13 protein-coding genes are annotated in these 13,294 nt (G+C 31.5%); 1 reads left to right on the forward strand and 12 read right to left on the reverse strand.

All coding sequences use genetic code 11. The features are described 5' to 3' along the window. Positions 1-2 precede the first annotated feature (2 nt). From KM029_RS16500 to KM029_RS16540, 9 genes are all read right to left on the reverse strand, one after another. Positions 3-389 carry a DUF4345 family protein gene (locus KM029_RS16500; RefSeq protein ID WP_144074292.1) on the reverse strand — a complete coding sequence of 129 codons (387 nt, stop codon included), beginning with the start codon at positions 387-389 and terminating at the stop codon, positions 3-5. A gap of 69 nt (positions 390-458) precedes the next feature. After that, positions 459-1,160, reverse strand: coding sequence for a helix-turn-helix transcriptional regulator (locus tag KM029_RS16505; protein WP_205125443.1), 702 nt, complete (start codon positions 1,158-1,160; stop codon positions 459-461). A gap of 121 nt (positions 1,161-1,281) precedes the next feature. Then, positions 1,282-2,106, reverse strand: a complete 825-nt coding sequence (locus tag KM029_RS16510; protein ID WP_144074293.1) for a GNAT family N-acetyltransferase — start codon at positions 2,104-2,106, stop codon at positions 1,282-1,284. 248 nt (positions 2,107-2,354) lie between these two features. After that, entirely contained in the window at positions 2,355-2,921 is a 567-nt protein-coding gene (locus tag KM029_RS16515) for an AAA family ATPase (RefSeq protein WP_221465137.1), read from the reverse strand. A 748-nt stretch (positions 2,922-3,669) separates the two neighbouring features. Then, positions 3,670-4,122, reverse strand: coding sequence for a GNAT family N-acetyltransferase (locus tag KM029_RS16520; RefSeq protein WP_144074294.1), 453 nt, complete (start codon positions 4,120-4,122; stop codon positions 3,670-3,672). 996 nt (positions 4,123-5,118) lie between these two features. Next, the gene (locus KM029_RS16525) at positions 5,119-5,574 is read right to left on the reverse strand and encodes a GNAT family N-acetyltransferase (RefSeq protein WP_144074295.1); all 456 of its coding nucleotides are present in this window, start codon (positions 5,572-5,574) and stop codon (positions 5,119-5,121) included. 490 nt (positions 5,575-6,064) lie between these two features. After that, the gene (locus KM029_RS16530) at positions 6,065-6,505 is read right to left on the reverse strand and encodes a hypothetical protein (protein WP_144074296.1); all 441 of its coding nucleotides are present in this window, start codon (positions 6,503-6,505) and stop codon (positions 6,065-6,067) included. Between the two features lie 345 nt (positions 6,506-6,850). Beyond that, entirely contained in the window at positions 6,851-7,276 is a 426-nt protein-coding gene (locus tag KM029_RS16535; RefSeq protein ID WP_144074297.1) for a class I SAM-dependent methyltransferase, read from the reverse strand. Positions 7,277-7,298: 22 nt separating this feature from the next. Further along, positions 7,299-7,592 (reverse strand): hypothetical protein, encoded by a 294-nt coding sequence (locus KM029_RS16540; protein ID WP_144074298.1) that lies wholly within the window; start codon positions 7,590-7,592, stop codon positions 7,299-7,301. A 1,040-nt stretch (positions 7,593-8,632) separates the two neighbouring features. Here KM029_RS16540 and KM029_RS16545 point away from each other — a divergent pair. Further along, complete coding sequence (locus tag KM029_RS16545) at positions 8,633-9,238, forward strand: hypothetical protein (protein WP_144074299.1); 606 nt, start codon at positions 8,633-8,635, stop codon at positions 9,236-9,238. A 41-nt stretch (positions 9,239-9,279) separates the two neighbouring features. Here the strand turns inward: KM029_RS16545 and KM029_RS16550 are convergent, their stop codons facing one another. Genes KM029_RS16550 through KM029_RS16560 form a run of 3 tightly spaced genes read right to left on the reverse strand, consistent with a single transcriptional unit; the run spans position 9,280 to position 13,288 of the window. Next, the gene (locus KM029_RS16550; RefSeq protein WP_144074300.1) at positions 9,280-10,635 is read right to left on the reverse strand and encodes a c-type cytochrome domain-containing protein; all 1,356 of its coding nucleotides are present in this window, start codon (positions 10,633-10,635) and stop codon (positions 9,280-9,282) included. Positions 10,636-10,666: 31 nt separating this feature from the next. Then, a complete protein-coding gene (locus tag KM029_RS16555) occupies positions 10,667-11,776 on the reverse strand; it encodes an NHL repeat-containing protein (RefSeq protein WP_144074301.1) in 1,110 nt (369 codons plus the stop codon). A 21-nt stretch (positions 11,777-11,797) separates the two neighbouring features. Next, a complete protein-coding gene (locus KM029_RS16560; RefSeq protein ID WP_144074302.1) occupies positions 11,798-13,288 on the reverse strand; it encodes a DUF1501 domain-containing protein in 1,491 nt (496 codons plus the stop codon). Positions 13,289-13,294 lie beyond the last annotated feature (6 nt).

A 13,294-nucleotide genomic window follows, 5' to 3' on the forward strand; every position in this document is an offset into this window, starting at 1 on the left:
ATTTAGTATCCAATACTTAATAGGCAATAGATATTTGCAGTACCTAAAATCAATTCAAATATAATTCCTTGTGAAATTTGCTTACTTGGTTTACCATCAATTGCTCTACTAATGAGTCTACCAATTGCAAAACCTATAAAAATAAGTATTGCAATTACGTGTGATGTGAAGGATAACCTTTCAAAAAAGATTCCTAATAAAATGAGAATACCAGCAAGAAGCATTACTGCACTAACACCTCGCATTTCATTTAACAAACTAGAATCATTTTCTAATTTAATTCCGGAATTCTTCAAGTAGGTTTTTGTTGGATTACTCAATCTCATAGAACCAACAAAGATTAATAAAATACTTGACAGAGATAAGATTACGATTTTAACAATTTCCATTTTTAGTTGCTTTTAATTAATACTTCTACAAATGTAAATTGGAGGTGTGACAGAGGGGTGTCAGGGGTATTATTGATTTTTTACATATTTTTCAAAATAGGCTTTAATAGTCATATTATGCGGTCTAAATGTATCTGCTTTTGAAATAATATTTTTTATAAAGTCGATTCTAAAGTGTCTAAAATCGTTTCTTAATCTGCAAAAGCCAATTAATAGAAAATTACCATGAATGCTATAAAGAGCAAATGGTTCTATATCTCTTACTGTGTGATTGTTCTCCGAAGAATGGTAGTCAATAGTTAAAACATTGTATTGTGTTATTGCTGATTGAATCTGCATTAAGTTGTTACTTGTTTTTTCTTGATTATTATTTCCGCTAAAATAGATCCTGTCTGATAGTAAATCAGCATTTCCTTTCTGAGAGTACCTTAATATAGCTTTAATCTTTTCTATTGCACTAGATGCATTTTCAACAAATGACAAATCTTTATTTTTGATAGCCAATTGTTCTAAAGTTATTAATGCATTTGCTTCATCTTCTGTAAAAACAACAGGCGGAAGATGGTAACCTTCCATAATAGAATATCCTTTACCTTCCTCTGTTACAATTGGAACTCCAGATTTTTCTAAAGTTCGTATATCTCTATAAATGGTTCGTAAGCTTACATTATGCTTTTCAGCCAGGTGTTTTGCTGTAATAATTCTTTTGGATTGTAATTGGGTTAGAATGGCAGTTAATCTAGAAATCCTTGGTTTTTCTTTTTCTTCCATGGTTGTTTGTTCAGTTTGAAGTTGTAGTAACCTTTTATTTTATCTAAAGGTAAAATAACTTTTAATTGGTAAGATAATGTAAATAGAAATTATATAGTTTAACATTATTGTTCTTGCGTTTTTAATTAATTTCTAATTTCATTTCATATTGGTTAACAGTAGTAGGAATTTCTACTTTATTTATAATTTCTAACTTTTCTAATAGTCGAGTATCTACATTGACGATTTTTACATTATTTGAGATTAATTTTATTCCTTGAAATAATCTTTCCCATGCATTATTATTATCAGCTAGTAAATCGAATTGAGCTACATATTTATTTTCCTCATTATAAATAAAATAAGATTCTAGTTGGTTATCATGAATTACATAATAGTAATCATAATTTCGTTCAATAATTGTTTCTTTTTGAAAATCCCAAGAATAGAACTCTTGGTTAAAAGTATTATCCCAATTAAAGTCTTCTTTACTTACTTTTTTTAAGTTTATTTCATCTCGAGATTTTATATTAATATTTCCAGAGAAGCACTGATATTCTTTGCAAATTTTAAAACCAGAGCGCTGGTAAATTTTAATTGCATTTTTATTTTCTTGAATTACTTCAAGTATACATTTTTCAATTCCATGATTTCTTAAGTCATTAATAGCATAATCATAGATTAATTTTGATATTCCATTACCTCTGAAATCTGGTATTACACCTGTTCCTGTATTGAAAGCTGTTTTTTTTCCAAATCTATTATCAATTGCATGAATGATGAAACCAACTAATTGGCCATTTATAAGCATTCCATAAGATAGATTATAGTCTACTTTAGCGGCACTCCATCGTTTTTGATAATACATTTTATCAGTAGGTATCTCTAAGTGATACTCTTTAAATGCGAGTAAAAAGCAATCTATTAGTTCATCAAAAGGTACTTTATTTAATCTTAAGATCTTCATAATTAGTAATAACGGGTAGGTTTAACTTCTTGTGAGGGTTTCTCAACTTTAAGTTTTGTCCTGAGTGGACATAATTTTAATTTATTTTAAAGATAGAATAATCTTGTAGAGGGGGCAAGTGCGTTACTCACAAGATGTAATTTGAAATAATATTGTAATAAGTTATGTACTCAGTCATGAAAATATAGGTTCAACAACCTATGAAGATTACTTTAAGCCCCTTAATTTAATTCAGCTTGATTTTCATGTTATTTAATGAAACCTATAATAAAATCAGCCCTTTCGTTTACAGAAAGCTTTGGAGTTTCTATAATATTATATCCGTAATTTGCATATGTTTCGCACATTTTTTCAAATGTCAAAACAGCTTCTTTCCAATCTTGCTTTCGCTCATTATCTGTTTTATAAATATCCTTCCAAGGCGGTAGTACAAATACATGTTTATTGTATCTCCAATTTTTTGCATAAATTTCCATCTGTTCGTCTACATCAGAATTAATTAGTCTAGCATAGCAAATAGTATCTAAAAAACCACGATCAAAAAAAGTAATTTCATTCCCATTTACTATTTCCTCCGTCTGTTCAAAACTACTTACCGATCGATCAAACATTACTTTTTTGTACAAATTTTGATCTTTCCAAGGAAGAGCTTTTCCGTTATTCTCTTGTTGTTCTTTTATTAATTTCCGAGCAATTTCTGGAACAACAGAATAGTTTCTATTCTGTAATTCTGTTAATAGAGTTGTTTTTCCAACTCCAGGTCCGCCCGTTATAACATAAAAGTTACTATTTGATTTTGGTTCAATAATTATCAATTGTGGGTCAATTTAAATGTTATGAAACTCTTAGATTAAATGATAGAAGAGGTTTTATCATCTCTCTTTAAAATGTTAAATGAGTTGGTTCATGAACAAGTGCATAAGAATTAGAAATAACCATGTAAATGCTACTCACTTTCTGAGAAGAATAGCTTGAGAGTCTCCTAACTTATTTTATCATTGGTTTTTAGGAAAGTACTCTGTATAATAGAGAGGTTCACATACGTTTCTGTGAAAATTTAGGGGTAAAATTCCACTAGCTTTAACTTTATAATTATTTTAATTCCTTTCCTAAGGAAGAATTAATTTTTTATGTAAAAACTTTTGGCTTAAAATATATTATTAAGCTTAAAACAAAGTATATAATTAAAAAAGGTATTCCAAAAAATGAAAATAATAATGGATTAAAACCCAATACCATTCCAATAATTAGTATTATGCTAAAGACCCATATTGGTAATTTTTTAGATATACCATATAATAAAAGACTCAAAACAGACAATACTCCTAGAAACCATAGCACTTCTAATGAATTCGTACTTTGTTCTTCACTAAAAATATTTAAATCAAAAGAAAACTGATAAGCATAAATGGCTTATTACGAAAAAAATAGTCAAATATTTCTAAGTAATAAATTCATGCTTTTTTGAAAGTTAAGTTTTTGGTGGAATGATTGGAGCTAACGGTTATTGTAAGGTGGTGTGACAAGTGTACCGTGAGCATTATTACTCACGGATCGAACCGATTAGCGGTTGGTTCTTTCGTTAATCATTTCCATTTCAAAGAGGTCAAGTCCTTTCCCCCAATAATCTTTTTCAGTCCGGATTGTTTTAAACCCAAATTTCTCAAAAAACTTGAAAGCGAGTTGAGACGTTGTTACGACTGTTTTTTCTACTTTTTCATCTTCTTGTAATATTTTCAAACAATAATCTACTGATTGTTTTCCTAATCCCTTTCCTGAATAATTGGGGTCGAAGAAAATCCAAGTAATTTGACCTGTTTTGTTTTTTTTATTTACATAATACCCTGTTCCACCAACAATAACTTCATTCAATTCAATAGTCAAATAAGTTTTGTGGTTTTTTTTTAAATATTCTTTAAAATCAACAATTTCATTTATGTCAAAATATTCAGGTATATTTAACTTAAATACTTCAATAAGTTCATTTGTGTCAGTTTTTTTATAAGGTCTAATCATTTTCGGGATATTTTGTATTTACTTACTGCTAACGAAATGGTTAAACTACAACCAGCGAGCGTATTGACCGGTGGATGGAGATTAGCTATTGTGTATGCCTAAAATGGACATAGCTTTATTTTAAAGATAGAATAAATTTATAGAGGGTGCAAGTCCCTTTTGTACGGAGTACGATCCTGAAGTATTGGTATATTACAAGGTGGTTTTCTGTGAGGAATGCACTGAAATAAGCGAGACAACAAAAGTTGGTACTGTAAGAAATGTGGCTGACTATAGAAATATCAAATTGTTCAATTTGATTTTCTAAGTTTCAGATTTATGTCTGTTAAATTAAAAAAGTGAAGATAACTTTTTACAATATGACTTTACAGTAAGTGGTGAGTCTAAATTTCGAATGATAGACCACCTTCGGGACTTTAGAACCTTAAGAAAATCAGAAGTACAATTTAGTAAATAGCTCAAACTTTGAATTGCATTAGTTATTAAGGCAAATTACGCTTAAAGGGTGTACCTCCTGTCTTCCATTATTAATACCAACGTTTAATGAGTTGGTCCATGAGCAAGTACAAAAGTATTAGAAATAATCTCGTAAAATTCGATCACTTTCTGCGAAGAATAGCTAGAGATTTCCCTAACTTATTTTATCATTTGGGTCTTGAAGTCTACCTACAGAGCCCCAATTGTAATGATTTATATTTATATTAACAGCTCTAATGACTTCAACCTTTACAGCTTTCCTGAAACTTAGTTACATTAAACTTTAAGCATAGATTTTTATTAAATGAATTATTATTTTCATTTATAGACTTATCATTTTTGGGTTTTATTAACAAGTGATTTTCTCCAAAGTCAAAACATGTAAGAGTTTCTTTTTCAAATAATATTTTTAATCCTAAGATGCCTCTATAAAAAGTGAAACATTCACTATCACTAAAATTAGTTGTGAATAATATTATTTCTGCCATTATTTAATAATGGTTTACATGAAGAAATTTTTTATAGATCAAACTTGTAATCAATAAAAGTAGAACCTTCAATTTTTTTAAAGTTCATTTGTTCATATAGATTTTGAGCCTGAGTGTTTGTTATTTCAGTAGATAATTTAACTGTTGTTGCTCCATCAGATTTAGCAAACTCTAATACTTGTTCTATTAAAGTAGCTGCAATCCCTTTTTTTCTATATTCTTCATGAATATATAAATCATTCAAAATCCAACTCTTCGATAACATTACAGATGAGAAAATAGGATAAAGTTGAATAAATCCAACAGCTTTATTCTCCTTAATTGCAATAATGATTTTTGATTCATTATTGTTAATTCGGTTTGTTAAAAAGTTTTTTGATTGTTCTATTGAGGATTCTTGACGGTAGAATATTCTGTATTTGTTAAAAAGTTCTACGGCTTCTGAAATGTTATTTTTATTAAGCCACTTAAAAGTTAAGTTATTCATTGTTTATTCTTTATTTTTCTTATTACCACAATGGTTTGTGTTTAGTACATATCCAGCAGGGTATGTGCTTATTCACCATGTGAGTGCCCAAAATAGACACAGCCTTATTTTAAAGATATAATAATCTTCTAGAGAGTGCAAGTCTCGTATGCACGGGGTATGATCCCGAAGCATTAGCAAGTGTGGTTTTCCTTGAGAAGTGCACTGGAGTATGTCAAACGATAAAAGGTGTTCCTCAAGAAGAAATATTAAGTCCGTTACTTTCTAATATCGTCTTGCATGAATTGGATCAAATTCTAGAAGCTAGAGATTTACTTTGTATATAATTTGCTGATGATTTCAGTATCTAAACAAAGTCTGCAAAAGCAGCCAACCGCCGTATACCTTCATGAGAAGAGTTTCGAAGTGAGAGAAGCATATCTCGGAGTAAATACGGTAGTGTGATAGGGTCTCCGTTAGGCTAATTAACGGTACTAGATTGTACATAATTTTATTTATTTTCAAGTTTTAATTTTCTGTATTCATATATTTCTTTCAGTCCTTTTATCAGTCCAAATATTAGAAGAGTACAGAGAATCAACAGTATTACATTTTTGTATGGCATTTCAGATTCTTGAATTAGACCAAGTATTCCAATTGTTAGTATTGGTATAATAGTCAATGTCATTCCGATATAAAACAGGTGATTTTTCTTTTTTTGTATACCATAAATTATCAATCCGAAAATAGTCAAGGCAGGAATTAAAATAAGAACCGATAATGTTCTTCTTGTTTGAATCGCATTGTCCATATCTGTTCGCATTGGCTCAACGATTCCACGAGTAACATCGTCTGAAACGTCCGTACGAATACCAATCCATAAATCTCCTATCCAAATTGTTAGGATTAAAATCCAGAGTCCAATAGTTAGAAATTTTAATGCCTTTATCATTCGTTTTTTAGTTATGCACAACGTGCTGTGTATGGGCAGTAGAAAGCGATAAATTTTCAATTTTGCACTGAGCCACATTTTAATATTTTGTTTTTAACTTATTCGGTATGAAAGCAAAATTAAAAATTTGGAGGTGTTTCAAATAACAATTGCACTTTCTAAAACACAAGTGCCTATTTGATATATACCGTGTTAACCACCACTGTTATTTTTTTCTTGCGAATACAACACGTTCAACTTCACATACACCTAATTCCCTACCAGTGGGTTTCACATAGATTACATCCAATTCATTATAACTTACATCTTCAATTAATTCCCAACCATATTTTTCAAGAAAAGTTTTTATTTCATCAGAATCAAAACTTGACAGCCATAGTTTTTTTGAACCGTCAGTTTATAGAGCATCTTTTGATTGAATAGGTTATTACCTTCCACGAAATCTTTGAGTACATAAGTGAATGCTAAAAAACTTCCTTTTGGTGTATCTGAGAAGAATTCAAATGTTTTTTCAAGACTTGACATGTCTAGGTATTGCGAGACAGCTTCCCAAATGAAAAAGGTTGTTTTTTCTGATTCATATCCACTAGCCTTGAGCTTTTCACCAATACTTTCATTAATGAAATTAATAGGGACCTGCTTAATATGTTTAGGGAAAGTATCGAGAGCTTTTTCTATGGCTTTTCGTTTATTCCTAACGCTTTCAACTTGATCCATTTCAAAACAATTTTTGTTTTGAACTTCTTCAAATCGATATAATCTAGTATCCATACCTGCACCTAAGTTTACAATGTTATGAATGGTCTGAGTTCGTAATAGTTTCGATTAGTTTAGTGTCAATATATCGTTTACGAACAAGGAACATACTCCAACCACCAGGCATCATTTTTTCGGTTAGGTTGATTATGAAATCACGTATTACGGAATATTTTGAAATCTTAATCCAGAACCCATTTATCCCTGAGAACATTTTAGGAGCAACATTATCAGTTATAATTCTTTCATTGTGCGGGTAACTTTGTTCAAACCCTACATTCGCAGTTGGCTTAATTCCAGTCTGTCCAGCTTTTTTAGTTTTTACTTTCATAAAATCACCTAACAATATAATAGTTGAGAATTTTTTTCAAAATGGCTAACCAATAAACAAACGTATTACCGTTTATATTTTTTATGTTTATTTCATTGAATAAAGCGATATATAAGTGTTTTTACCAATATCCTAACATAAAAGTTGTAGGATATTTTTTTGCATTTATCCAATTGTTAATACATAAATCTTTAAGGAGAAAAATTAGTTATAGTATAGTTTTTATCTTTAAAGAGTCTGTTTATTAACCATTCATAAATTGTTAATAATAGAACTTAGATCAAAATATCATGGATACTATTTTCTTGATTACAGAAACAATTTTATGTTATGTAAAAGGTGTTATTGTAATAGATTGGACATGGAAATTTGCTTTCTTCTACAAAAAAATCTTACGATGATTGTGTGCTAAGAGTTTATCAAGTAGATGCCAGAAATCTTTGAAATGAATCATAGGGCGTAAATCTAATCTTTCTTGGTAGAATTTTACGAGTTTAAATCGTCTTTTTATCCATCTGTAGGCTACGCTATCGGGATACTTTTTTCTTTGTGTTTCGGAATCACTGTACCAAAATATTTCTTTAAGATCTGAGTATAAAAAACGTATTTCTTTTCCTATAAAAAAACACATAACGGGGTTTTCTTTGGTTACCTGCTACAATTTTTCTAGCATAAGTCTAAATGAATATAACACTTTTCTCCTGAGGTTGTATTACGTTTTATCTTACGAGATATTGTTGAGGTGGCTACTCCAATTAAGCAGCTCTGTTTTGTTAGATCAATCGTCATTCTGTTAGTTAGGTATTCTGATTTTAAAGTGAATTATTACGTTTATCAATGTGTTTTTAGTGAGTGTTTAGTGTTAATACTCAAAAGCAATACAATTGGTTTTCCGTTAAGATTTAATAAAAGAAAAACATAACAATGTGCAGTGTAATTCTAGGTGTTAAAAATAAAAAATACATTAATCAATCGTTCAGTTTGTTACGTAAACCTTTGCTATATAATCAAACTTAAATACACAACGAATCATTATTAATATGAGAAATTTATTAACTATCACTTTATTCTTTAGCTTTTTAACAAGTACTTCTGCACAATTTAAAGATAAAGTTACAAGCCTATTTATTAAGAAAAATGCATTTACAATAGATGATAAGAACGAGTTGGAATACATGGAAGCAGATTTATCAAAAGTTGTATTTTATACTTCTCAAGAAATTTCATTAAAGAGGTTAGTGAGTACCGATTCTACAGTAAAAGAAAATGCTGTTGGAGATATCATTTTTGAAAATGGAGATGTAATTGATCGTCTCGTAATTAAGAAAGGTGCAACGGGGTTTATTCATCAAATTAATGAAGATACCTTACTTGTAAAATTTGAAAATATTGAGGGGCGTTACCTCACATTTGTAAGTGATAAAAGAAACATGGATACTCTGACAAAATATTACCTTTTTGTAGATGAGAATAGGAGGGTAGCCTATAATAATCAAGAGTGGGATTTACTGCTTGGAAACAATGTTTGTATACAATGGAAAAGTAAATCTGTAAATGTAAATAAGGAATCCTCACATACAGTAAAGGGTTTGCGTGCTGATGGTTCACAAAAGAAAACATTTAAAGAAAGTATTTTAGGGAAATAAGCACAAAGAGCGACTTTCATTTTTGGAAAGACCGCTCTTTTTTATATACCTAATATTTTTAAATTTTCATGTTCTGCTGCTACTAAAACTACATCTTTCTTTTCAATTGGTGTACCCCAAATATAGAGGCGTTTAAGTTTAGGAAACATGGAAAGTTTAGAAAGTCCAACTTTTGTAATATTTGTTTGGTAGAGGTTAAGGCTCTCTAGTTGTTGTAAATTTTTTAGGTATTCTATTCCCGTATCTCCAATAGCATTTTTAGAGAGTTTTAATTTTTTAAGCTGAGAGTAATTACTTAATGCTGATAAATTTGCGTCTGTAAGACCACAATTTTCTAAGGATAACCAAAGAATATTATTTTTTAAAACAGCCAATTCTTTTAGGTAGCTGTTTATTGGTTTTTGATTTGTAGAGCTAAGTTGTAGACTTACATCAAAAGCATTGGTCCCTGCCACCAATTCTCTAATTTCAAATCCATAATTACGTAAAGAATCAATTACTTTTTGGTCTATATTTGCTAGCTTAATTTTTTTCACTTTAGATAACCCCGAAACATTTTGAGCAGCATTTAGTACTTCTTCAGTTACTTCCATATCACTTAAAAGTGTATCAAAACTTGTATTTGCAGTGGCTATCCAGAATTTTAAAATTGTTATTTCATGAGCTGTTAATGGTGTTTTCCCCTTCGGAGGCATTACATCATCATCGTGTTCATCTAACGTTACTCTATGGAATAAATCACTTTTTAATGGATGACCTGCAACTAGCAAGTTGCCATTTTTTCCACCTTTTAGATAGCTTTCAATACTACTAAATGATAACTTACCTTTCCTTTTCTCATCATTATGACAACTTTTACATTTAGTGTTTATAATAGGATGAACAAGGTCTCCAAATACTTGGGCATTCTCTAGACTTGTTAATTCTTGTCGTGCCAAAGGGTCTACTACTTTTGGTTTAAACGGCATATAGTAGGTAAGGTAATCCGACCCGTGTGTCATGTTTCCACCCATATGTCCTGTAATGCTTAAACCTACGATGATGGCAAAAAGAACGCTTCCATATACCTTATAATTAGGTGCTTTTAGGTAGCCTGCACTTATGAAGTAAGCAGCTCCAGAAATTACTGTTGTAGCAATACCAGCCCATTTATGTGTAGTAAGCATTTCTACATTATAGTCTCCACTAGTGGCTAACATAAAACCAATTATGGTGGCTACAACTGCAGATAATGTGCCTATTAATAAAGCAAAAGATATAGCTGGTTTTAGTCCTTTTATAATTTGGAATCTATCTGCTATTTCAAAACAAATTGCCAATACTAAAAAGCCAATTGGGAGGTGAACAATAAGCGGGTGAAACCGCCCGAAGAAGAGTATAATATTAGAATTTTCCATACTAATTTTTAAATCAAATTGATAAAATAAACTATACACGTTCTAATTTTAATGGACCTGTTTTGTTGGCATTCCATTGGCATACATAAAGGTTTTTGTCTTCATCAATACAAACATCATGACCATGATATATAGGTTTATCTGCTAATTGATACGATTTTTGGAGCTCTTTTCCTTTATAAATTGGAGGTGTTCCACCAGGGTTAGATACTACTTTGTCACCCTCTAAAACAGTAACAAAACCAGTGTGTGCTTTCCAATCAAATTTTTCTCCTTCGGGTTGCGACCAACAAACACCACTGTATAAGTTATTATCATCAAATACAGGGCGACAAACATACATATTAGGGAGAACTAATGTGCGGAGGTATTTACCCTCTAAAGTGAAAAACTTAAAGGCGTTATCATTTCTAGATGTACAGACAACAACAGGGTTCTTTTTGTTTCTATAATCTATGGCTACACCATGTGCATTGTGTAAGTTGTAATTAGAATCTTTATTGTTGTGCCCACCCCAATGGCGTATGTACTCTCCTTTTGCAGAGTATTGAATAATATAATCTTGTCCGTAGCCATCTGCTACATAAATATCTCCGTTTGGTCCAATAGCCACTTCGGTAGGGCAGAAGCTTTCGCCTTCTTTATATAATCCTATAGTTTGTGGGTGTCCAATATCAAAAATAACACGTCCGTCTGTAGTTGTTTTTGTAACCCTTCCGTTGTGTTTAATCCACATTCCGTTTTTATCTATAAACCAACCAGAATCTGTTAGAAATAAAAAATCTTCTTCTCCTTCTTTAGAAAGCGTTAAACCATGTCCACCAGGGTAAGCAGTACCCCAATAGTCTAATAATTTACCAGACTTATCAAAAATCATAATGTTGTTATCGGTATGATCTCCCATCATTATAAGCCTTCCCTTTCTGTCCATTACCATTTCGTGGCAGTTAAGTAGAGGGTTTCTTACAGAACTTATTTTAGCCCAATTTTTATTTAATTTATATTGATAATCATCATGGCCAAGAATTACATCTTTCTTTACTTTTTTACTAGTGATGGTGTTAAAGCTAAAAGCAGGTAATAACGCTGTAGCCCCAACTACTTTAGCTGTATTTTTTATAAAATTTCTTCTTGTTTCCATTTTTCTGTTAGTTTCTGATTTTTAAGTAAGAATGTCTTTTATCACCTTACCGTGTACATCGGTAAGTCTAAACCTTCTACCTTGATGTTTAAATGTTAGTTTCTCGTGGTCAACCCCTGTAAGGTGCATTAACGTAGCATGAAAATCGTGTACGTGCACAGGATCTTTTACAATATTGTAGCTAAAATCGTCTGTTTCTCCATAAGTAAACCCGGGTTTAACACCTGCTCCAGCCATCCACATTGTAAAACATCTTGGGTGGTGGTCTCTACCGTAATTATTAGCCGTTAGTTTTCCTTGAGAATAGACTGTACGTCCAAATTCTCCACCCCAAATCACAAGTGTATCTTCTAATAAACCACGTTGTTTTAAATCTTTTAATAGTGCGGCTGTTGCTTGATCTGTATTTTGACACTGGTTTTTGATTCCGCTTGGAAGATGTACATGTTGATCCCAACCTTTATGATATAACTGAATAAATTTCACATCTTTTTCTAATAAGCGTCTAGCCATTAAACAATTGGCAGCATACGTTCCTGGTTCTCTTGCTTCTTCTCCGTACATTTTAAAAACTTCGTCAGGTTCATCAGACATATCTGTTACTTCTGGTACAGAGGTTTGCATTCTGTATGCCATTTCATATTGAGAAATTCTAGCATTTACTTCGGGGTCTCCATAGGCTGTATTTTGCACTTCATTTAAATCCTTTAGATAGTCAAGCATTTCAGCTCTATCATCCCCATCATAATTTTCTGGATTATTTAAAAATAGTACGGGGTCCTTTCCTGATCTAAATTGAACACCTTGATGTTCAGTTGGTAAAAATCCATTTCCCCAAAGGCGAGAGTATAACGGTTGTCCACCACTATTTTTAGATACTAAAACAATAAAATTTGGTAAGTTCTTATTGTCAGAACCTAATCCATAACTTAACCAAGAACCAATAGACGGTCTACCCGGAAGTTGATGCCCTGTTTGGAAAAAAGTGATGGCAGGGTCGTGGTTAATTTGTTCTGTATACATCGATTTGATAAAACACATATCATCTACCATTTTGGCAGTATGCGGCATCAGTTCACTTACCCAAGCTCTTGATTCGCCATACTGATCGAACTTATAAATAGAAGGTGCAATAGGTAGCGAAGACTGAGAAGCACTCATGGCTGTTAACCGTTGCTCTCCTCTTACAGACGTGGGTAAGTCTTGCCCAAACATATCTGTAAGTTTAGGTTTATAATCAAAAGTTTCGAACTGAGAAGGCCCACCACTCTGAAACAAGTACACCACTCTTTTGGCTTTAGGCATAAAATGAGGTAATTGTGGAGTACCGTCTCCTAAAATTCCACCAGAGGATTTACTTTTTCCAAATATACTTTCAGCTCCTAATAAAGAACCAAGAGCAGCAGCACCTAATCCTAAAGAAGCTTTTGTAAGAAAGTGTCGACGGTCCATTTTTACCTCTTCTTTTTGTAAATTTCTATCGTTTGATCGTAATCTATCGTGATGTCCCATAGTGTG

Source organism: Flammeovirga kamogawensis (assembly GCF_018736065.1).
Lineage (GTDB): Bacteria > Bacteroidota > Bacteroidia > Cytophagales > Flammeovirgaceae > Flammeovirga > Flammeovirga kamogawensis.